We start from the raw sequence: 21,673 nt of genomic DNA on the forward strand, positions 1-21,673 counted from the left end.
TACTCATAAAATTTACATTAGATATATGGTATCACATAACTGATAAATATCAAATGAAAACTTTACAAAAAAAATCCCTATGGAAACAAAAAAGCCTCTTATAACAGAGGCTTATCTACATTCTTTACATAATGATATTAAGGTGTCCGTTAAAAGGGTATATCGTCATCAAAATCATCATAATTAGGGAGCGGAGGAGTCGATCCCGGATTATTTTGCTGTGCGGGTTGCTGAGGCTGGTATGCAGGTTTGGATGATGGTGCAGAATGCCCGCCCATCTGTGCTTGATCACCGCCAAAATTGCTGGTACCGCCACTACGACTGTCCAACATGTGCATTTCTGTGGCAATTATTTCGGTAGTATAGCGATCCAGTCCATCCTGCCCTTGCCATTTTCGCGTTTGCAAACGCCCTTCTACATAAAGCTGACTGCCTTTTTTTAAGTATTCACCGGCAATTTCAGCCAAACGGTTAAAAAAGACCACTCTATGCCATTCAGTAGATTCTTTTTTCTCGCCTGATTGTTTATCCTTCCACCTAAAATTAGTCGCCAAGGTTATGTTCGCTACAGCACCACCCGTTGGCATATAACGGACTTCAGGATCAGCACCCAACCGGCCAATTAACGTTACTTTATTAAGCATATATTCTCCTAAATTTTTAGTCTATTTATTAAAACGACTATTTGTCATTAAACTGTTAGCAGCCATTAAAAAATTTCTTTTTTCAGCGTATGTAATTTTGGTAAAAACTCATGGACCTATTATTTTAACGGTACATTCATGCTGATTATTCTGTAAAAGAAGGCTTGTTTTCAATTGTTAAAACTTAACCTTTTACTATCCGCTTAAAAATATTACCAACCTGAATATTTATCTTTATGTCGTCTATAGTACCCGAACATACTCTTTTTTCTTAAAAAAATTACACATTCAAGGACCCTTTCCAGCAGTTATTTTCCTCTTTACACTGAGTGACAAAATACTCAGCCCCTAAAATCTGATAAGATGGTGCAATTAACTCATACGCAAACACATTCAATGGCGCTTAAGTCAACCATCTATAAAGCCGACTGTCAGATAGCCAACATTGACAACGGTTATTACCAGCCACATAACCTGACCATCGCACTGCATCCCTCCGAAACTGAAGAGCGCATGATGGTGCGTTTGCTTGCTTTCGTAGCCAATGCCCATGAATACCTGCAATTTTCCAAAGGCATGAGTACTGATGATGAACCGGATCTTTGGCAGAAAAGCCTGACCGATGATATTGAACTATGGATAGATGTCGGTATGCCCGATGAAAAACGCATACGCAAGGCCTGCAGTCGGGCTGATAAAGTCATCATATACAGCTATGGCGGACGTAATAGCGTTTGGTGGAAACAAATTCAACCAAAACTGGAACGCTTTAATAATTTAACAGTCGTAAACCTGCCTAAATCGGCAACTGATCAGCTTGGCTTGTTAATAAAACGGGTCATGCAATTACAAATCAGCCTTCAGGATGGACAAATTTGGGTCAGTGACGATCAACAAACCGCTCACATCGTGCCTGAAATATGGCTTAATTATTAGCCTTGGTAACATGCACGACATACTTAAGTATTATTATCCACGCAACCCTCGCCAACAAAAGAGGGAGTAAGACGTTTAGTGTGACATACCTTTCTTAACCCTGCTTTTTTTACCTTTACCCTTGAGAACAATACCTTGATTTCTACAGCTAACATCACCATGCAGTTTGGGGCCAAACCCCTGTTTGAAAACGTCTCTGTCAAATTTGGCGACGGCAACCGTTACGGCCTGATCGGCGCAAATGGTTGCGGCAAGTCAACCTTTATGAAAATTTTGAGCGGCGATTTAGAGCCCTCAGCTGGCAACGTCAGCACCAGTCCCAATGAGCGACTCGGTAATTTACGTCAGGATCAATTTGCTTTTGAAGACTACCGGGTGTTGGACGTAGTACTGATGGGGCATGCGGAAATGTGGGCTGCCATGTCTGAACGTGACGCCATCTACGCCAATCTGGAAGCTTCCGAAGATGATTATATGCATGCCGCCGAACTTGAATCGGTGTTTGCAGAATACAACGGCTACACCGCCGAATCCCGCGCAGGTGAAATACTGCTGGGACTGGATATTCCACTGGAACAACATACCGGTTTAATGAGTGCAGTTGCTCCCGGCTGGAAATTGCGGGTATTGTTAGCCCAGGCCTTGTTTTCCAATCCCGATATCATGTTGCTGGATGAGCCGACCAACAACCTGGACATCAACACCATTCGCTGGCTTGAAGACATACTGAATCAGCGTAATTGCACCATGGTTATCATCTCGCATGATCGTCACTTTTTAAATAGTGTCTGTACGCACATGGCAGATATGGATTATGGTGAACTGCGTGTTTATCCCGGTAATTATGACGATTACATGATAGCAGTTACCGAAGTTCGTGAGCGCTTACTGTCTGGAAACGCCAAGAAAAAAATTCAGATAGCCGAACTGCAAACCTTTGTCAGTCGCTTCTCGGCCAATGCTTCCAAAGCCAAACAGGCCACTTCACGTGCCAAACAATTAGATAAAATCAAACTGGATGAAGTTAAACCGTCCAGTCGGGTTAATCCCTTTCTACGCTTTGAGCAAACTAAAAAATTGCATCGTTTGGCGCTGGAAGTTGAAAACCTCAGTAAAGGTTACGGTGAAGAGCCTTTATTTAAAAAGTTAAATTTAATGATTCCTGTTGGTGAGCGCGTTGCTGTTATTGGCCCCAATGGTATTGGTAAATCAACTTTATTGCGCACGCTGGTCGGTGAATTAGTCCCTGATGCCGGTGAGGTTAAATGGTCAGAAAACTCGGAAGTGGGTTATTTTGCCCAGGATCATTCCGAAGATTTTGCCGAAGATGCCACATTAATTGAGTGGATGAGTCAATGGCGAAAAGAATCTGACGATGATCAAGCCCTGCGCGGTACTTTGGGACGTTTATTATTTAGTGCCGACGACATCAATAAATCGGTTAAAGTCATCTCAGGTGGCGAACAAGGACGTATGATGTTTGGCAAGCTGATACTGCAAAAAAACAACATTATGGTGATGGATGAGCCCACTAACCATCTTGATATGGAATCTATTGAGTCGTTAAATACTGCCCTGGAAAACTACCCAGGCACCTTGATTTTTGTCAGCCATGACCGTGAGTTTGTTTCTTCACTGGCGACGCGCATTATCGAACTAACGCCTAATGGCATCGTTGATTTTGCCGGCAATTATGAAGACTATTTAAATAGCCAGGCGTAAGAAAACCTCCAAAATCTGTAGGGTGTGCCGCGCGCTAAAGGTACTATAAGATACGCGCTCACAGTACACCCTATGCCCTGCATCATATTAGTTGATAACCAATAGTTTCATATTCTTTTGGTTTTGATGCATCAACTGATGTCTCCAAGATGATAGACTACATAAAAAACAGACCCCAATATTTATGGATGGCTATTGGGAGTTTTCGTCAATCACCACAATTCCTGTTTATCCCTTATGACTTCTCAAACGATAATGTCCAAACTCGATGATTTAATTTTCGATAATCGCTTTATCCGTGAATTACCGGCAGATGAAGAAACCATCAATAATCGCCGCCAAGTCATTGGTGCTTGTTACTCCCGGGTAAAACCAACTCCAGTTGTAAATCCGCAAAGAGTGGCATATTCAAGAGAAGTTGCTGAACTATTGGATTTGACTACCGATGCTTGCGAAGCGGATGATTTTACCCAAGCCTTTGCCGGTAATAGCCTGATAGCAGGCATGGATCCCTATGCAACTTGCTACGGCGGCCATCAGTTTGGTAACTGGGCAGGTCAACTCGGCGATGGCCGTGCCATTAATCTGGGCGAAATCGTCAATAAAAAAGGCGAGCGCTGGGCCATACAACTTAAAGGCGCAGGGCCTACACCCTACTCCAGAACAGCCGATGGTTTGGCGGTGTTACGCTCATCCGTACGCGAGTTTTTATGTAGCGAAGCCATGTATCATTTGGGAGTGCCTACCACACGGGCATTAAGCCTGATGTTAACGGGTGAAAATGTTATTCGGGATATGTTTTACGACGGCAACCCCAAAGCGGAACCAGGGGCTGTGGTTTGTCGGGTAGCGCCTTCATTTACCCGCTTTGGCAATTTTCAAATTTTAACGGCTCGCCGCGATATTGCTTTGCTGAAAAAACTGGTCGATTACACCATACGCACTGATTTTCCTCATTTGGGAGAACCTTCACCAGCAGTCTATATGACCTGGTTTACCGAAGTCTGCAGAAGAACCGCAGAAATGATTGTCCATTGGCAACGCGTCGGCTTTGTTCATGGCGTCATGAATACTGACAACATGTCAATACTGGGTCTTACCATTGATTATGGCCCCTATGGCTGGCTGGAAAATTACGATCCCAACTGGACGCCTAACACAACCGATGCCGAACAGCGCCGTTATCGTTTTGGTAATCAGCCGCAAATCGCTTTCTGGAATCTGGGGCAATTGGCTAATGCTATTTATCCATTGATTGAACAAGTAGAGCCTTTCCAGGAAGCCTTGGCTGTTTACACGGAAACCTTTGAACAGGGCTGGCAAGCCATGATGGCAGGCAAACTTGGTCTTAATGCCTTTAACAAGCCAACAGACGATGACTTATGCACAGAATTAATTGTTCTATTGCAACTCGTAGAAACCGACATGACTATTTTTTATCGTCAGTTGGCCAAGGTAGCCATCAATCCAGAGCCGCTATCAACTGAGTTTGATTATGATGCAGCGCTTAATCTTTTGGCTGCCGCTTATTACGTTCCAGAACAAATAACGCCGGAATATAAAACCCGTTTAACTATTTGGTTAAAACACTATAGTCAACGAGTACAAAATGACTGTACGCCTGATACAAAAAGACAACAGCAAATGAATGCTGTTAATCCTAAATATGTACTGCGAAACTACCTTGCCCAGCTTGCCATTGACAAAGCAGAGCAAGGTGACTTTGCCATGGTTAATGAGTTATTGGAATTATTGCGCCAACCTTATGACGAACAGCCAGACAAAGAAAAATTTGCTGCCAAGCGCCCCGATTGGGCTCGGCAACGAGCGGGCTGTTCAATGCTATCGTGCAGTTCTTAAAGCAATAGTGCCACTTTTGATTCAAAAAGGCGATCATCATGGCTATTGCAACTACATTAAAAATAGCGGTGTTTTTGTTATAGCCGTTTCTTATGCTATTTTTATATTTTTTGGCAGTAAAGTTAGTCGGCTTCGATACTTTGAAAAATTCTATGCCCTGGATATTTAGCTGCCAGATCTGCATCCCAACAAAAGTCAACTTGAAAAAGCCATGACCGGCATATTATTGTTCAGGCAGAACGGAATCAACTTCAAAATCAAAATAATTAATAGCGCCAATAATCGGTGTGCGCGGATTTAAGGATAACTTGACCGACACTTTATTAAGTAAAGCGCCCAGACGGCCTTTCGCTTTAAACGCCTGTATAAATTGTCCATTTTGTAGTGCCTGTAATATTTTCGGTGCTATGCCGCCACCGATATAAACCCCGCCCGTAGCCATTGACTTTAACGCCAGATTACCGGTTTCCGCGCCATATAGCTCAACAAATAATTTTACTGCTTCTGTGCAACAAGGGTCTTCACCGGCAACGCCCAGACTTGAAATGACGGCATTTCTGTCAATGCCGCCAGTTAACTCAGGAACATCAGGGCAAGGCGCAAAACCCTGAGTACAGAAAAAATCATACAAATGGCTAAAACCAATACCTGACAGAATACGCTCGTAACTGACATGATCGGGGGTTAGTTTTCTAAGATAGGCCAATAACAAATCTTGCTGAATATTTTGGGCTGCAAAATCACTATGCCCGCCTTCAGTAGCTATAGGATGATGCTTATTGCCATCCCAATAAAGAATAGCTTCGCCCAAGCCGGTTCCAGCCGCGATGACAGCAATATTACCGGCTTGGGGTTCTGCCTCGGCATTTAACTCGATCAAATCCTGTTTGGGCAAATACAGCATACCCAGCGCCATGGCTTCCAGATCATTCAGCAACTTTACCTTGGACGTACCCAGCTTTATTTTTAGCGCTGCGGCATCCAGCAACCACGGTAAATTGGTCGTTTGGCAGCGTTGATTAACAACCGGGCCTGCAACGCCAAAACACGCCGACTTGATCGCGACAGCAGCAGGTAAAAAAGCCGTCAAAATATCATCAAATGTCGGGAACTGTTGGCTTGAGTAGGTTTGCTCCTGCAGGCAAGTCAACGAACCGTTGGGCTCTTTGATCAAAAGGGATAATACTGTCTTCGTTCCACCTATGTCGCCCGCTAGTATCACTATTGACTCCTTAAGTCATTGTTAAGTAAATGTATTAAAGCATCAAGAATGCCATTGGCAACTTTATGTGGGGGTAAGCGATAAAATTCCTGCCATGCCAAAGACACGCTTTCATCATAATTTTCTTTGTTTTCAGGGTAGGCTTGTAACCAGCTAATTTTTACGGCATGGCCAATAATAATATCTGTTAACAATGTATCATCAATATGTAAGGATACATTTTCACGAAAAATAGAGGCTAAGGCTTGCAAAGCTTCTACCGTTAATTGACGATAGACCGGTGCCTGAATTTTATTAAGCAAATGGCTAACGTGTAATTTGAAACTTTGTTCGCCCGCCGTCATTTGTGACAAGGTATTTTCGCTATCCAGCCGATTTTTACTGTTCAATTTTTCACCGATCATTACTCCCTTGCAATGGTGCAAGATATCCCGAACACTGGTAAAAAAAGCATTATTTTCCCTGCCGACACTACCTTGCTGTTCTCGCCACTCGTACCAATCGTTAATTTCTTCCTGGTCTTTTGGATCGGTGTTTTTTAAGAAACGTACACTGGTTAGTTCATGATTGGCAGACTCGGACAAGGAGCCCTCATAGTGCAATATTTCAGCTAAATTTAGTTGATTTTCGGTATCGTTATAATCTTCGAGTGTTTCTTTTACTTTTATGGACAATTGATAAGGTGCCAAAGAAAGAATTTCGTTAAATGCCTGATCCAATGTAGTGTGGCCTGATTCACGCTGTTGCCTGACAATAACCAATTGCAGGATATGTCCTACCCTCACCGTATGCATATCGGTAAACAATTCAGGATTAGACTTAATTAACATGCCCAGATAAAGAATCAATTCCTGAATAATAACATGCTCACTGGCATCCGCATTATAAGCACGAATAATGTCCAATATTTCTGACGAATCAGCAGGACGCGTCAAGGTAGCTCTCCCGCTATAAGCGCGACCTAATGTCAGTGCATGTTGACGAACGAGTATATCGGTTGCTGTCTGCTCCAGATTGATATCATATTTGCCCAGCAATCCGGCAGCGCGTCTAAGTATATACCAGGTATGTTGATCACCGGCTCGTTCATATATTTCTTCCAACAAATCACGTACACAACTGACAGTGCCACCCATTGCTGTTAAGCCGGTATCATAATCCAGGCCGTGACGAAAACTTAGTAAGCTTAATACTTCAAGTTGTGCGTAAATATTAGGATTGGATGTTAATTGCTCAAGCAATATTCCATCGCTAGCGATTTCCCATTCTGTCAACACCTCTGTATTTAAGGGTACTGGTGGGTTGCTATCTATGGGTAATGCCAGAAAAAAAGGTCGCTCCGCCTCATCCCATGACGCTTTGGAAAATTTAAAATCATGCAGGTAGTTAATGATTTCATGACTTGATGTTGCCACGAAATCCGAAAGGGCTCCAAGTTCTACAGAAATGCCTTGACTATAGCCTTCTTGCAGTTCTTTAATAAATTCAATGAGAATCTCACGGTGATAACTATCCAACATATTTTGTTTTATAGTGATGACCACCAACGGGTTACCTGGTACATCCCAATGTTTACAGATATACAAAAGTTCCAGTCGTAAGCGCTCAATAAGCAAACGGTTGTCCATCGCAAGATAAAAGCCTTTTTGATTAAGACACTGCGGTAAAAAAAGCAAACACTCACCTGCCAAACTGTACATTTTGGATGTTGCCAATGTTCGCAGTTGCCTTAAAGGTCTACCGGTCAAACCAATGCGGTCATTTCTGCCTACTTGGGTAAACGCTTGAGCCAATTCACTCGCATCCCTTATCTGCAAAGGCGCTGTTTCAGCAAGTGTTTGCGTAAAAATGCCGTAGTCCTTTAAGCTGTTCTGTACGGTTTCATCATGAGCAAGCAGCTGAATTTGTAACTTACAATCCTTATATTCATTAACAACTTTATGGCGTCCCAAGGGATCTATATCGTCACAAGAAAGTAAGCCATCCTGTATCAGACACCCCAGCATAAAAAGACTTTGTGCCCAAACCAGCGGAACATTTTCATTGGGAACCCGTTCCTGACTATGTGGATTGGCTTTTTCTGCGGCAATCAAATCTAGTGGTACAGCATACAGCTCAGGTAATAATTGCTGACCATTTTGTTCAACCAACAAATCTTTAAGTTTGTTACGGTAGATTGCAGCAGCTTCATGATCGCCGGTAAATAAATTATTAAGCAATAAATAAGTAAAAAACAACGGCCATTCACATTCAATATCCGAAAATTGTTTTAATTCATGCGGATCATAATATTGGCGGTGACTATCTTCTATGACGGTTTGGTGGCCGTCCAACAAAAAACGTTTACAGCCAAACCGGCCTTCCAGCTTGCCACAAATAATGGCTTCTGTTTTTGCCCGAATAGTTTGATTATCAACCGCGAAAGCAGGAAACCCCGTGATACTCAAAACCGCTGAATCGGCTTCTTTGGAAATGGATTCTCTGGGTAACAGTGATTCCAGGGTAATTCTTGTCCGGGCAATATCATCACTGATAACATGAATAATAGACGCTTGCCCACCCTCTTTGCCAAACAAATTAAAACCCGATAGCGCTTCCAGCGCGGCTTTTGCCATGCCGATGGAACTGGCATTTAGCTCGGCGACACCGTGGTTAATTTTATTACCGCGCTCCCAGATACCGTAATCAGGGGTACGGTAAGTTCGGCTGATATAGTGAACCAGGTTTTGTACAAAATTAACTTCATTGATAGTAAAGACAATGCGTAAGCCGGATGCTGTCATTTGTGCCAACATCAACAAAAATAAAGACGTGGCATCCAGTTGTAAATGTCCCCATTCATCATCGCCCACGACAATCTCGCCCGATTTTGTATCGTATTTGGCATGTAAAGCATCCATTGGGTTTTGGGACTGCTTAAACTTTTCAACTTTCGGTGCCTGCCGCATCATTGCCGTTAATAGCCCTCGCATTAACTTAACGACACTTTGCTCCAAAACGTAGGTTCGTCCCTGATTATCTTCACTACGCCGATAAGCCAGTGCCAAACCCCACACGGCAAGAATACTGTAGACATTATCCCTTACCCAGGCATCGGTATAGTTACCATGGGCATTAACAGCAGTACTGGCAGGCAACAAGCCACTGATCCAATCCTGTTTATTAAGGATGATATCTTGTACTTGCTGGTAGTAAGTATCCAGCTTATCTTGCGAATCAATCATTTTCATATTTTGCAACGTGTCAATTTCCTGGTAGAACCATTATATTCATATTTATATAAAAATTTCTAGCAGATGTTGTGCCATTATTTCTGTTAATAATAAATGTCGCTACTACAGACATATCGATAGACTAATTATTTATTTTTCAGGCTGATTTGAAGCTAACCAGCAAACAATTAATAAGGCTTCCCGCCATAAAAAATCAGCCAACATTTTACAAAGCCAATATCGGTTGATTGTTTGCACCAAATTAGTCCAGATTGCACTACAAAAGTGCTATGTTAATCAACAAGTAAGTCACTAACATTAAAAGAGAAACAATCAGTCATTATTTCCCTACAGCCAATACCGCTATTTCAAATTTTTGAGTGATTTTGCTAGACTGTTCAATTAAACTGACTAAAATGAATGGTAAATAACAATCTGTAATCTAAAGCCTGTTATTTCTGATTCATCCTTTGTAATACCCCATCTAAACCCAAGCGGACTTTTCTAATGAAACAGCTTACGCCGGAAGGCCAGCAAATAATCAACAACATTGCCCAGCGCTATAACTTTAGTCCTGATGCCGTATTCAGCATGTTACAGTCAGTCATTAAAGGTAATGGCTCCATGGCTCAGTTTAATCATCGTGAGTTTGGTGGTTCCGGCCAATGGATGAAAGGTGGCATGATTATGTTGGGCGATATGTTCAATAATGGTTTAAAAAACAGCGTAGGTGGACTGTGTCAAGAATTGTCGACGCTCATTGCCAATCAACCGGGGCTTATCCAAAGCGGCAGTTTTCAGTCGCAGAGTCAGGGCAATCAGGAACAAAGCAACTTTGGTAACGGTTATTCCAACAACAACGGCGGGCAGCAACAACAAAACGGCTCCGGACCTGTCGGAGCAGTAAGTTTGTTTGTACCACCACCTGCCGGCAGCTCCGGAAACTGGTGGCCCGCTGGTCTGCAAAACCCCAACAGCACGGGTGCACAAAATAACGTGCGCTATGCTTACTTTGCCACCATTAATCGACTCGCTATTGACATTAATGGACAGGTAACCCTTTACGATACGCTAAATCATCACATTGGTGGCTTTTCCCAACAACAATCGACAGGAGGCTCAGTTACTTTTACCAGTCAATTCGGACTGGTCGACGTTAAAAACCTGCCCATCATTTCTATCGATAACGTGCCGGTACAAAAACCGCTGCAAGCCCCCTCAACACCTGCACCGGTTTATACTCAAGCTAATTCTGTTAGTAACTCAAGTGGAAATCAAAATCAGGAAGCCGATATTTTTGGCGCAATCGAGAAATTGGCTGCTCTGAAAGATAAAGGCATCTTGTCTGATAGCGAGTACAGCACCAAAAAAGCGGAACTATTAGCCCGATTATAAGCTGATAACTCTGTCATCTTTATTGAGTCCAGTAGGTCGGGTTAGCAAAGTATAACCCGACAATTTTGGCTCAATACAGTGTAATACAATACCAGTTTTTATCAGTTTATTCTGGCAAGCGTGGCAGGGTTTGTAAACCACGACCGGCTCGAAGGATAAAAATTGGGGGGACGGTGAAATGGCTTTTGCTGATAATATTGGCTATGAATAATCAAAATGTCGAGTTACGCTATCACTAACCCGACCTACAAGACTTGGCTTTCCAATAACCATGATTTGTCTTAGTCTCCAGAAATAAAAAAATAACGATAAAGCCCAGAAGGTCAATGGAATGGAATCCTCCCATTGACCAGAAAGACTCCAAGGCTGACGACAAATCCACTCTACGAGTTATAAACCTCGTCATATTTCGGTGCTTGCCGAAAACAGCCGTTATCGCTATCTCCCAAATAGGCTTATTTCTACTTAAATCTCCAATTATTTTTAGGCAAAAAGCAGGGTATAACCTTGCTCATTGCTTTACTCAAAAAAAAGTAATACCATTTAAGTATTACTCATAAACAGGTGATAACGATGCGTGTAACCAGTAAAGGACAAGTAACCATTCCCCAAAATGTCAGGGAAAACATGGGCATTTTGCCCGCTGAAACCGAAATCGAATTCTTGCAGGATGAAAACGGGCGTTGGTATATCAATAAAACCCAAGCTTCAAAGCAAAAATCCAGCCGATTCCGGACTGCCCATAATGCAGGCAAACTGACAATGAGCACCGCTGACATCATGGCATTGACGCGAGGCTAAACATGGCTGTTATTCTAATCGACAGCTGCATTGTTACCGATTTAGCCGCTCCTGAAAGCGCCTGGTTTGAATGGAGCGCTTCAACACTGGAGCGACTGGATCAAAACCACATCATGGTCATTAACCCGATTATTTATGCCGAGTGTTCGGTGGGCTTTGCACGCATTGAAGAGGTGGAAGCATTATTCGAGACCTTAGGCTTTGCGATGAAACCTGTTCCGAGAGAAGCCCTGTTTCTGGCCGGAAAAGCTTTTTTGCAATACAAAAAACGCAAAGGCGAAAAAGGCAATGTGCTCCCGGATTTTTTTATCGGTGCACATGCGGCAGTGTCCGGTTATTCATTAATGTCCCGTGACAAGGGACGGTTCAGTACCTACTTCCCCAGCGTTGAATTGATTATCCCCGAATCAACTGCCGGAGTTAATTGATGTAAATGGCAAGGAAGCCTTAATATTATTAGGGTGGATTTATGACACCGATCAATAAAAATGCCTAGAAGATAAACATGCTAAGGGTCAGATTTTGCAAAAGCCTATTTTGATAAATCATTGCAAGCCCTGACCCTGTTAATATATTAACCGCTTGAAGCGTGACAGGGTTTACCACCCTGTCACTCATGTTTTGAAAGCTATTGAAGTCTTTAAACATTTCGGTCGGGGTTGCAATAAACGACCGAAACGTCATAAACCCTGTCATGCTAAGTAATATTAGCTATAAATAACAAAATCTCGGGTGCGGTATCGCTAAGCCGACTTACAAGGCTTACGAGTTATTTATTTAAACCTGTAGAGCCAAATCCCCCTTCACCTCGTTGTGTGCTAGATAATTCTTTTTGTTCTTCTATATCAACAGATAGCGTTGGTTTAATAACTAATTGGGCTATTTTTTGTCCCTTGGTTACATGATAAGTTTCTTTTCCATGATTTATCAAGATAACTCCTATTTCACCTCTATATCCCTCATCAACAGTACCAGGTGTATTTAGCACTGTGATGGCATATTTAAGAGCTAAACCACTTTTAGGTCGCACCTGAGCTTCTGTATTTTCAGGCAGTTGAACCGAAAGACCTGTACCAATTAAAGCAACTTCATTTGGCAAGATTTCTTTGTCACAGATAGAACATAAATCCATTCCTGCATCACCTGGGTGAGCGTATGATGGAATTATTGCATCAGCATGTGTTTTTTTAAATATTAGTTTCATTTTAACCTTGTTCATTTTTTTACGTCATAATATTTCGAAGCATATATAGCTAAAGCAACGCCAGTAGCTACAATCCCATTAAATAAATAGTTATTATTGTTACTAATATTGGCAACAAAAGCCCCAACTATTGTAAAACCGACAACTAAACTAGGTGGTATCCAGAGTCCTCTGCACCGTGTTTTTTTTTCGTTAGCTAATTTGGTATCATTTTCTTTTATTTTTTCATCAATATTTATTGATGAAAATAACTCAGTAATAATATCTGCTCTACCACCAGAATGGCGGCTTATTTTTTTTGGAGCTACATTATTTTTAACAAAAATAATAGTACAAAATTTTTCCTTATACTCTAGTTCTATTTTTTCTGACGAATGATTATGTATAGCTATTAGTAAATGACCACTCCAATCAGGGTCAATAGTTGTTGATATATGCGATAAACCTAAACTTACCTTTTTAACTTTAGACTCGATTAATCCAGCATATAATCTATTTTTTGGCATTTGAATATTTTCAAGTGTCGAAATAAGTGTTGTTGAATTCGGGAGTAAAATAATAGGAGCTTCATCTGAAGCATGATTGGCTCCTTTTTTTTCTAATGTATAGTAATCACTACCGACTCTTAAATCATAACCTATTGCCGTCATTGATTTATCACTGTGAGGAGAAATAACTAACTTAGTTAAATCCGAACAATTAGTATCAGTTGAAAGTATTTCTTCTAATTCACCATCTGTTAAAAATGACATTAATGCTTCCCTATTTAGTATTCATAAATGATCTCTTAAATTTCCTCTAAGAAAAGATATATTAGGACACCTACATTGAAGGAAAAATCAAAGCACTCATGATTGATGCATAATTAATTATTCGAATCAATGAACCAAACTCGATTAATTCAAGCTTAGACATCTAAAAAGTGCTTAGTAATTCTTTATAAAATTCAAAAATAAACATCTACTATTTGTTTTATTTTATCTTTTTTATAATATTATCATAATTTATTTTTGTTAGCGACCTAAACTTATGCAAATTAATTCTAGATTTCCCAATCTACTGGGTAATCAATGGAACCAGGTATGCCGGGCAAATGCTTTTCGTGCCCGACATTTTCACGTTAAAAGACACGAATGGCATTGAAGTAATCTCTCGATATTCTGATTTTGACCGTTGAATGTTGGGCAACGAAAAGCTGTTGCCCAACCAACATTACTGTTATCGGTTCTTATTGATTAATTACCAGCGCAGAAAAAGCCAACAATTCAGGCCTTTGTTCGTGCTTTTCGTGTCTTTCGTGGATATTGCTTTTTGCTTGTTTATCTTATTTACCTAATACGACCCGTTGTATCGGGCTCCATTCACCATGAGCCTGACTTTTGTCCCACCAGCGCATTCGGTATTCGCGGGTTTCATAAGTGCCACCGTCTGCCACCGGGCGCTCATCATAATAAGGTTTTACGGTATTAATGGCTAAAAAACTCCAATCGCCACCATTACTATTCGTCTCTATCCAGATGCCATCATGACCATGTTTTTTAAAATCAAAACGGACACGCGGGCCGGTATCACCTTGTTCCAGCGTCAGCGTATAGTCAGGAATGGGGTATTCAACGGTATTAACCGAGCCAATAATACCCAAATCGTGGCCGATGACTTCGGTGTACTTAAGGCTGGCTTTGATGCGGACAATCTGGTTAAACAGACGCTTTTGAATGCCCGGGATAACAGCAGGCGGTGGCGTGGTAAAGACTGATGCTTGCGGATAGTTGATAATATCATTGCCGCTACCGCTTATCATGAGTTGCTTATAGGCGGTTGCTTCTTTGGCATCGCGGCGCATGGCAGGATGCCATTGCTCTAACAGCCAAATATAATAAAGCAGATCCGCTGAGGTCGCCTTAAGCTCTTGATTATTAATACCGCACTCAGGGCCGTTAACCGGCAACTTTAAATTATAATGGTTTAGCCAGATAATTTGGGCAGCTTCGGTGGTAGGAAAAAAACTGTTACTGGTCATAAAAAGGTCTCTCCTGGTAGGTTAATGGTGGTTATAAAATTATTTTAAGACATTATTGATGCGATTAAGATCGCTGCCTGGAAGTATTGGCAGAGTTTTATGCCTTGTGAGGAGTATTCTTAAGGATATTTCCTGATTTGTCTAGCTTTTGAGTTAAGTCTTTTTTACTGACTGTTTTCAAGTTATTCTTGCAAGGTAATCCCTGCATCTACCAAGGTAATCCCTGCGTCTTAGCGGGAATATATTTAATAATTTGGTTGGCAATAAATAGTATTTGAGAGTGGCTAATAACCTTGAAGGATTGTCGGCACAGGCTAATGGATCGCCTAAAACAGCGAGGACGTTCCCTGTTAACCATTGTGATTCTCGACTCACTCTGCCGACTCTCCCTGAGGCTCTCAGGGATTAACCAATAACTTTCGGTATATTCCCTGAGACTCTCGGCAGGTTCCCTGAAAGATGCAATATGAGCACAGGCACGAGCGTAGACTTGATAAATTTTATTGATAACAAAAAAACCGGCAAGGGCGTAATACATCAAAATGGGATATAGCCTTATTTAGGCTACCCATGTTAAGCGGAACGCTTTTACAGATACCAGTCCTTGAAGAATTGGTATCTGTAACAACTTAATTTGACCCTTTCCAAGTCTGCTTTCTGGCTTTTTTCTTGGCCGCTTTCTCTTCACGAATAATCTCAAGCTCCACCAGCTCTTGTTCCATCATCGCAGGCGTTTCAAAAGTAACCCGGCCTATCGTCCCTGCGCGTAATTCGGCCAACAAAATTTTAGCGACTTTATCCATTTCGACACGCCCACCTGAGCGCAAACAACCACGATTTTTGCCAATGGCCTGCATCAATTCATGTTCGGTTTGCGGCAATGGCTCCAACTGAAAACGAGCTTTCAAAAAATCGGGGTAATGGTTTAATAAATATTCAGCCGCAAAAGAAGCAATTTGTTCATGATCTATAGCGGTATCTTTGATAGCACCGGTGGTGGCAAGTCGATAACCGCTATTTTTATTTTCGACGTTACCCCACAGCAAACCGGGCGTGTCCAACAAAACAATGCCGTTGCCTATTGCTATACGTTGTTGTGTTTTGGTAACGGCGGGTTCATTACCGGTTTTGGCAATCATTCTGCCGGCCAATATATTGATGAAGGTGGATTTTCCCACATTGGGAATACCCATAATCAGAGTGTTGATGAGCCTTGAACTGGTCGCTTTATCCGGCAGCATTTTATGGCACAACTCAGAAAGTTGACGAATTTTTTCAGGATGATCAACGGTAACAGCCAGGGTTTTTACGCCTTGTTCCCGCTCCAGATAAGTTTGCCATTGCAAAGTTCTTTCCGGGTCGGCAAGATCACTTTTGCTGAGTATTTTGATGCAGGGCTTGTCGCCACGCAGCTTGGCAACCATGGGGTTTTGGCTACTAAAGGGAATACGCGCATCCAAAACTTCAATAATCAAATCAACCTGAGGCAGGATTTCTTTGATCTCTTTGCTGGCCTTGTGCATGTGACCGGGGTACCACTGAATAAGCATAATTTTGTATTTGATTAAGATGATGTTGGCTTTAGCGCGTAAAATACGCCTGAATGCGAACTAAATTAAATAGGGTTTAACACGTTCTCTCATCACGGTAGACAAGATGTCAGCCGTCCACAATACCAGAATGCAGCATTAATAAGTAGGAAAATCAATATCATGAAACAGATAACCATAACCAGTAGTTTTTATGCCTATTTATCACGATTAAGATGGATCAAGCGCTGGGGACTTAAACGCAATGCCTGTGAAGAAAATGTCATGGAACATAGTTGGGAAGTATCCGTGATTGCCCATACCCTGGCCTTGATTAAAAACCGCTATTATGATGGCACTGTTGACGCCAACGCGATCGCTACCGCAGCTTTGTACCATGATATTACCGAAGTGATTACGGGTGATTTACCGACGCCGATCAAATATCACTCCAAAGCCATCAATACCGCTTATAAGCAGATAGAAAAACAGGCTGAACTTGAATTGCTGGCGCTGTTACCGGCAGAACTTTATGAAGATTTTGAGGCGCTTATTCATCATGGCAACATGCCTGAAGAGCATGTAAAGATCATCAAGGCCGCCGATAAAATATCCGCTTATCTGAAATGCCAAGCGGAATTAAAAGCCGGCAATACCGAATTTGAAACCGCCGCCGAACAACTGGCGCTGGCAATTGGTGAATCTGAACAACCGGAAGTTATATTTTTTATGCAGGTTTTTGTACCCAGTTGTGGTTTGACGCTGGATGGTTTGATGAAAACCAATTGAGCTGGAAAAAGCTGTTCACCACGAAGACACGAAGATAAAAATGTTTTTTTTAGAAGCAGGAGCTTCCAAACTGCATTCCCAAGTCGGAACTTGGGAATGAACTCAATCCATAAATACAACCTGTCTTTCTTCGTGTCCTTCGTGGTGATAGCTTTTAATCTTTACACAAACTAGCAGCATAAGCATCGAGGGCGTTAATAATAGCCATGTTACTATTGCTGTTACTGCGTAATTCTTCCAGTCGTGCCAAATAAGCATCAAGGGTAATACTGGCTCCGGATTGCCTGCCGGTTAACCGATTCTGGCAAAGTTCATGCCATTTTAACTGCTCATCAGCACTGAGTGTTTCGGGATAATTACGCGCCCTATATCTAAAAAGCATTTCAGGGAGACGGGCATCGTTGAAACTCATGGCTGATGTTGCCAACTGCTCTGGAGACATTTCCCTAATGGTTACCATTTTCTGCCGGTCGGCTTCAGAGAAAAAGCCGCCACTATAGATGGACAAATCGGGGTCGGAATCCTGCTCGGCATAAGTATGACCGCTAAATACAGCAGCCAATTTTTTAACCAAACCTTTAGCCGCTTTAATTTTGTCAATATTGCTCAGACATAAAACCCAATCAATCGCCAGTCGCTGTGCATCGTCCGGCTTGATAACAGACACCGGCGCTACAACCGGGCACTTATTAATATGCACGGTTTTTAGCGGTATTCTCGTTACCCCTTCGGGCAAGTCATCCGTCGCGGTAAATAGTCGTTGCTGAATGGCTTCTATTGATAAAGTCAGCAATGGCTCAGGATCAACCGACAAATCATAAACAATAATTCCATTGTTATTGGTCGGGTGCTTGCAAAGAGGCAAGACAATGGCAAGGCCGTTCTTAACGATAGGGTACATACCGGATATATGTACCACCGGATTAAAGCTGCCTAACTGAAGCAACTCCAAAACTTTGGCTTTACCCCTATTATGCAAAAGAAACTGATACAATTTTGGCTGGGCTTGACTGACTAATTTAGCGATGCCGATGGTTGCATAAACATCTGACAGCGCATCATGCGCAGCTTCGTGAGCAATGCCATTGGCAACCGTTAATTGATCAAGTCGCAAACTGGGTCTGCCGTCATCATTAACCGGCCAATTTATGCCTTCAGGCCGTAACGCTCTTGCAGCTCTAACCACATCAATAAGGTCCCAGCGGGAATTGCCATTTTGCCATTCGCGGGCATAGGGATCATAAAAGTTACGATACAGGCAGTTACGGGTAACTTCATCATCAAAACGCAGATTGTTATAACCCAGGGTACAGGTATTGGGCTGAACAAGTTGTTGGTGTATCCGGCCAATAAACTCGGCTTCACAAACGCCTTTTTGTTCAGCCAACTGTGGGGTAATGCCGGTAATCAGACAGGAATCAGGGTTTGGCAGGCAATCTGAGGCCGGTTTACAATAAATAACCAGAGGATCTTCGATAACATTAAAATCAGCATCGGTGCGAAGACCGGCAAATTGCACCGCCCGGTCTCGCTGAGGATCAATACCGAAAGTTTCGTAATCGTGCCAATAAAAGGTTTGCGTGTTGGGGTTGCGTTCAGGCATCTTGCTAAATGGTCATTAAAGCTCTTAAAACATCGACACGACTGATAACGCCAACAAATTCACCCTCATCAAATACCGGAAAACTTCTGACCTGTGACTTCTGAAATTGTTCAGCCAGATCGACAATAGTCGACTTGGCATCAACGCTGATAGTATCTATGGTCATGTAGTCACCTACTTTCCCACTCATGCCTTGATTATAAACCGCCTCTAAAAAAACCTTGATACCGTCTTTTTCAGAAAACATACCAATCAAATCACCCTTTAAGTCAACAACCGGAGCACAGGTGATTTTATGATCCAGCAATTTCTTGATGGCATCTATCACATTTGTATCTTTGGTTAAGGTGACTAATCTTTTAGCCATGTAATCTGCTACCGTAATTTTTACCAGCATAATAAATTCCTCATTAGTATTTTTATTATTATCGGTCTGCTGAAGCGTAAATCAACTTTGCGTTAAACGGGCCTCTGCGTCCATTTTCTTTCTTTTATCACATTTTTCTACACAAACGCATTCTGCCTTGCTCATACCGCCACCACATGAGCCTTTAATGGCGCGTCTGCCAAAAATAACACCGATTGCCATAATGGCAATAACGATTAACATCACTACAAAAGTTACTAAAAAATAAGTCATGATACTACCTCATAAAATTGGCAAACAGTGATGTCATTTTTACATCAATCTTGTTTGCTGTTTTAAACATTAATAGACGCAGGTAAAGAGGTTTTCTCAAAAAAAAACATTTACCGGCATTGGCCCCGGCCTTGTAGCTATTGGGCTGGCAATTATCGTTTTATTCAAGCTACGGATCTTGATCGTTTAGCGATATCGGACACTTTTTTTAAAAAGAGTCTACAAAAAACCACTTATCATCTTTAATAAGCTATTGCTAATGGTTTAATTTTACCATCCCGCGTCTATTAATATTCAGTATTTTTCCTGTTATTATTTTTTAGCAGTAACAACAAGCCTGTTTACCGAGACTAATAATCATGACAATGACAAAAAATAGCGGTTAAATTTAACTGAAAAGCCAATAGGTTAACGCTGGCAAATCCAATGGGTAAAATACCAAAAGCAAGCTAACCTCAGTTACCCACAGAAGCTGTGGATAACTCTGTGTATAGCTTGTTATATTTAAGCCTTAAGTGCAGTTTTTATTACAATTTTGTCAAATCGTATAAAAATACGACAATCTGTTGGCAATTATAATTATCAATGAGTTACGGCTTGTTATTTGGTAATCTCGCAGTTGTCAACAACTTAAATGAAAGACATCCAAGCGATTGATTTTTACTGTGCACAAATCACAGCTAAGCATAAAGCAAGGTATTTTAGGCTACCAACAAAAAGTAAACGCAAATGCGCACCAGCCTGTAAATAAACCAAGCAAATGCAGCGGCATTAATAAAATTGACGACCACAAATAAAAATCGCCTATCATATTGTCACGCAACGATTACAGCGTCCACTATGATTTAATTTATTGATGAGGTTTTCATGAAGCATTTGTTATTGTTTGTGTTTTATATCGTGCTGTTAAGCTATGGACATAATGCATCTGCAAGTAAGCAGAATAAAAATCCCCAACAAGAGGTATTACAATGTGCCGCGTTCAGTCCTTATGTGGGAAAATTTAATCCCAATTATGGTGCGCATCCTTCCAAAGAATTAATCAATGAATTGCTGGATAAATTAGTTAAAGAAACCCCTTTTCGTTGCATTATGACTTATGGTGTTCTAAACGGCCTGGACACTATTTTTACAGCGGCAGAAGCCAAGCATATTAAAGTCATTGCCATTCTCTGGCTGGATGATGACATTACAGTTAATTCACAATCCATTGCCAAAGGCATTGAAGTTGCCAAAGCTTTCCCGAAAACCATCATCAAACTAAGCTGCGGTTCTGAAGTAAGAACCCGTCATGCCTATGCTTTTGATGGTGAAATAACCCGTTGTATCGATGCCTTGCGCAAAGCCGGTGTAACTCAGCCGATTACTACCATAGATACCTGGTGGGAATGGTGTAATCGGTCATTAGAATGTGGGCAGACCAGTTTTTCAGCCCAGGTTGATTGGATAGGCATCAATATATTTCCTTGGTGGGAAAACAAGTATTCCGGCATTCATACCTGCATTAGCGCAGAAACAGCCGCTGATTTTCATATTGCACGGCTTAATGAAGTTCACCGAATCAATCCCGACAAAGAAATTATGGTCACTGAGTTTGGCTGGCCCAATGGTCCGGAAGGCGGCACAGAAATCAATAATAAAACCAAGCAGCATTGCGGTATAGCCGGCAAGAAAAACCAAACGTTGGTCGTTGAATCGACTTTTAAAAAACTGGCCAAAAAGAAATGGTCCGGCGTGGTATTTGAGGCATTTTCAGAAAACTGGAAACCCAGTGAAGAAGGTGATTTTGGCAGTTTTTGGGGAATATGTCTCGGCGAATCTCCTTACACTTGCAACAAGAAATTAACTATCCACTAATGAAACAAGATGATTGTACCAAGATTAACAAAATACCATATTATCATTGCGTATCGTTTGATAGAATACCCGCCTTACGGTCACCAATGAAACTTGACTACATTAGCTAAAATTCTATTCGCTTTAGGTTGCCAATCATTTTTTATTAACTTAAAAATTGGTAACCTACTGTAATCATTTTACTTATTTAATAAATCCTGAATAACTCAAATCATTAAAACCAAGTATAGCTTAAATTT

The 21,673-nt window shown here is 41.6% G+C and carries 18 protein-coding genes; 8 read left to right on the forward strand and 10 right to left on the reverse strand.

The window, feature by feature from the left end:
• Positions 1-149: 149 nt before the first annotated feature.
• A complete protein-coding gene (ssb, locus tag KKZ03_RS16040) occupies positions 150-644 on the reverse strand; it encodes a single-stranded DNA-binding protein (protein ID WP_243217803.1) in 495 nt (164 codons plus the stop codon).
• A gap of 396 nt (positions 645-1,040) precedes the next feature.
• Here ssb and KKZ03_RS16045 point away from each other — a divergent pair, with 396 nt between their 5' ends.
• From KKZ03_RS16045 to KKZ03_RS16055, 3 genes are all read left to right on the forward strand, one after another.
• Positions 1,041-1,580 carry a YaeQ family protein gene (locus KKZ03_RS16045; protein ID WP_243217804.1) on the forward strand — a complete coding sequence of 180 codons (540 nt, stop codon included), beginning with the start codon at positions 1,041-1,043 and terminating at the stop codon, positions 1,578-1,580.
• A 135-nt stretch (positions 1,581-1,715) separates the two neighbouring features.
• Complete coding sequence (locus KKZ03_RS16050) at positions 1,716-3,302, forward strand: ABC-F family ATPase (protein ID WP_243217805.1); 1,587 nt, start codon at positions 1,716-1,718, stop codon at positions 3,300-3,302.
• A gap of 255 nt (positions 3,303-3,557) precedes the next feature.
• Complete coding sequence (locus KKZ03_RS16055; protein WP_371744752.1) at positions 3,558-5,162, forward strand: YdiU family protein; 1,605 nt, start codon at positions 3,558-3,560, stop codon at positions 5,160-5,162.
• Positions 5,163-5,385: 223 nt separating this feature from the next.
• Here the strand turns inward: KKZ03_RS16055 and glk are convergent, their stop codons facing one another.
• Together glk and KKZ03_RS16065 are read right to left on the reverse strand one after the other, a co-directional pair.
• Positions 5,386-6,384, reverse strand: coding sequence for a glucokinase (gene glk / locus KKZ03_RS16060; protein ID WP_243217807.1), 999 nt, complete (start codon positions 6,382-6,384; stop codon positions 5,386-5,388).
• Positions 6,384-9,608, reverse strand: a complete 3,225-nt coding sequence (locus KKZ03_RS16065; protein ID WP_243217808.1) for a glycoside hydrolase family 15 protein — start codon at positions 9,606-9,608, stop codon at positions 6,384-6,386. The genes glk and KKZ03_RS16065 overlap by 1 nt, the downstream gene beginning before the upstream one ends.
• Positions 9,609-10,103: 495 nt before the next feature.
• Here KKZ03_RS16065 and KKZ03_RS16070 point away from each other — a divergent pair, with 495 nt between their 5' ends.
• The 3 genes from KKZ03_RS16070 (at position 10,104) to KKZ03_RS16080 (ending at position 12,220) form a co-directional block, all read left to right on the forward strand.
• Positions 10,104-10,991: an SHOCT domain-containing protein gene (locus KKZ03_RS16070; RefSeq protein ID WP_243217809.1), complete on the forward strand. Its 888-nt coding sequence runs from the start codon at positions 10,104-10,106 to the stop codon at positions 10,989-10,991.
• Between the two features lie 573 nt (positions 10,992-11,564).
• Positions 11,565-11,792: an AbrB/MazE/SpoVT family DNA-binding domain-containing protein gene (locus KKZ03_RS16075; RefSeq protein WP_243217810.1), complete on the forward strand. Its 228-nt coding sequence runs from the start codon at positions 11,565-11,567 to the stop codon at positions 11,790-11,792.
• A gap of 2 nt (positions 11,793-11,794) precedes the next feature.
• Entirely contained in the window at positions 11,795-12,220 is a 426-nt protein-coding gene (locus tag KKZ03_RS16080; RefSeq protein WP_243217811.1) for a type II toxin-antitoxin system VapC family toxin, read from the forward strand.
• Between the two features lie 341 nt (positions 12,221-12,561).
• On the opposite strand, the gene dut is transcribed toward KKZ03_RS16080, so the two are convergent.
• From dut to ylqF, 4 genes are all read right to left on the reverse strand, one after another.
• Positions 12,562-13,011, reverse strand: a complete 450-nt coding sequence (dut, locus tag KKZ03_RS16085; protein ID WP_243217812.1) for a dUTP diphosphatase — start codon at positions 13,009-13,011, stop codon at positions 12,562-12,564.
• Positions 13,008-13,748 (reverse strand): hypothetical protein, encoded by a 741-nt coding sequence (locus tag KKZ03_RS16090; RefSeq protein WP_243217813.1) that lies wholly within the window; start codon positions 13,746-13,748, stop codon positions 13,008-13,010. The genes dut and KKZ03_RS16090 overlap by 4 nt, the downstream gene beginning before the upstream one ends.
• Positions 13,749-14,320: 572 nt before the next feature.
• Entirely contained in the window at positions 14,321-15,016 is a 696-nt protein-coding gene (locus KKZ03_RS16095) for a hypothetical protein (protein ID WP_243217814.1), read from the reverse strand.
• Between the two features lie 629 nt (positions 15,017-15,645).
• Positions 15,646-16,566, reverse strand: coding sequence for a ribosome biogenesis GTPase YlqF (gene ylqF / locus KKZ03_RS16100; protein WP_256451979.1), 921 nt, complete (start codon positions 16,564-16,566; stop codon positions 15,646-15,648).
• A 162-nt stretch (positions 16,567-16,728) separates the two neighbouring features.
• On the opposite strand from ylqF, the gene yfbR reads away from it, so the two are divergent.
• Positions 16,729-17,334 (forward strand): 5'-deoxynucleotidase, encoded by a 606-nt coding sequence (yfbR, locus tag KKZ03_RS16105; protein WP_243217816.1) that lies wholly within the window; start codon positions 16,729-16,731, stop codon positions 17,332-17,334.
• A 154-nt stretch (positions 17,335-17,488) separates the two neighbouring features.
• Here yfbR and sbcB read toward each other — a convergent pair whose 3' ends face one another.
• From sbcB to nqrM, 3 genes are read right to left on the reverse strand one after another with little or no spacing between them, the layout of a single operon-like run.
• Positions 17,489-18,937: an exodeoxyribonuclease I gene (gene sbcB / locus KKZ03_RS16110; RefSeq protein WP_243217817.1), complete on the reverse strand. Its 1,449-nt coding sequence runs from the start codon at positions 18,935-18,937 to the stop codon at positions 17,489-17,491.
• Positions 18,938-18,941: 4 nt separating this feature from the next.
• On the reverse strand, positions 18,942-19,334 hold the full coding sequence (locus tag KKZ03_RS16115; protein WP_243217818.1) for a CBS domain-containing protein: 393 nt from the start codon (positions 19,332-19,334) through the stop codon (positions 18,942-18,944).
• Positions 19,335-19,385: 51 nt separating this feature from the next.
• Complete coding sequence (gene nqrM / locus KKZ03_RS16120; RefSeq protein ID WP_243217819.1) at positions 19,386-19,577, reverse strand: (Na+)-NQR maturation NqrM; 192 nt, start codon at positions 19,575-19,577, stop codon at positions 19,386-19,388.
• Between the two features lie 867 nt (positions 19,578-20,444).
• Between nqrM and KKZ03_RS16125 the strand changes: the two genes are divergently transcribed.
• Entirely contained in the window at positions 20,445-21,434 is a 990-nt protein-coding gene (locus KKZ03_RS16125) for an exo-beta-1,3-glucanase (protein WP_243217820.1), read from the forward strand.
• Positions 21,435-21,673: the final 239 nt, after the last annotated feature.

Origin of the sequence: Methylobacter sp. S3L5C (assembly GCF_022788635.1) — a bacterium.
GTDB lineage: Bacteria > Pseudomonadota > Gammaproteobacteria > Methylococcales > Methylomonadaceae > Methylobacter_C.

Bases quoted from the DNA above. Each gene is read 5' to 3' on its own strand.
- ssb (WP_243217803.1), bottom strand. From the start codon at position 644: ATGCTTAATAAAGTAACGTTAATTGGCCGGTTGGGTGCTGATCCTGAA.
- KKZ03_RS16125 (WP_243217820.1), top strand. From the start codon at position 20,445: ATGAAGCATTTGTTATTGTTTGTGTTTTATATCGTGCTGTTAAGCTAT.
- ylqF (WP_256451979.1), bottom strand. From the start codon at position 16,566: ATGCTTATTCAGTGGTACCCCGGTCACATGCACAAGGCCAGCAAAGAG.
- yfbR (WP_243217816.1), top strand. From the start codon at position 16,729: ATGAAACAGATAACCATAACCAGTAGTTTTTATGCCTATTTATCACGA.
- KKZ03_RS16115 (WP_243217818.1), bottom strand. From the start codon at position 19,334: ATGCTGGTAAAAATTACGGTAGCAGATTACATGGCTAAAAGATTAGTC.
- KKZ03_RS16080 (WP_243217811.1), top strand. From the start codon at position 11,795: ATGGCTGTTATTCTAATCGACAGCTGCATTGTTACCGATTTAGCCGCT.
- KKZ03_RS16070 (WP_243217809.1), top strand. From the start codon at position 10,104: ATGAAACAGCTTACGCCGGAAGGCCAGCAAATAATCAACAACATTGCC.
- nqrM (WP_243217819.1), bottom strand. From the start codon at position 19,577: ATGACTTATTTTTTAGTAACTTTTGTAGTGATGTTAATCGTTATTGCC.
- dut (WP_243217812.1), bottom strand. From the start codon at position 13,011: ATGAACAAGGTTAAAATGAAACTAATATTTAAAAAAACACATGCTGAT.
- KKZ03_RS16075 (WP_243217810.1), top strand. From the start codon at position 11,565: ATGCGTGTAACCAGTAAAGGACAAGTAACCATTCCCCAAAATGTCAGG.
- sbcB (WP_243217817.1), bottom strand. From the start codon at position 18,937: ATGCCTGAACGCAACCCCAACACGCAAACCTTTTATTGGCACGATTAC.
- KKZ03_RS16090 (WP_243217813.1), bottom strand. From the start codon at position 13,748: ATGTCATTTTTAACAGATGGTGAATTAGAAGAAATACTTTCAACTGAT.
- KKZ03_RS16095 (WP_243217814.1), bottom strand. From the start codon at position 15,016: ATGACCAGTAACAGTTTTTTTCCTACCACCGAAGCTGCCCAAATTATC.
- KKZ03_RS16055 (WP_371744752.1), top strand. From the start codon at position 3,558: ATGTCCAAACTCGATGATTTAATTTTCGATAATCGCTTTATCCGTGAA.
- KKZ03_RS16045 (WP_243217804.1), top strand. From the start codon at position 1,041: ATGGCGCTTAAGTCAACCATCTATAAAGCCGACTGTCAGATAGCCAAC.
- KKZ03_RS16065 (WP_243217808.1), bottom strand. From the start codon at position 9,608: ATGATTGATTCGCAAGATAAGCTGGATACTTACTACCAGCAAGTACAA.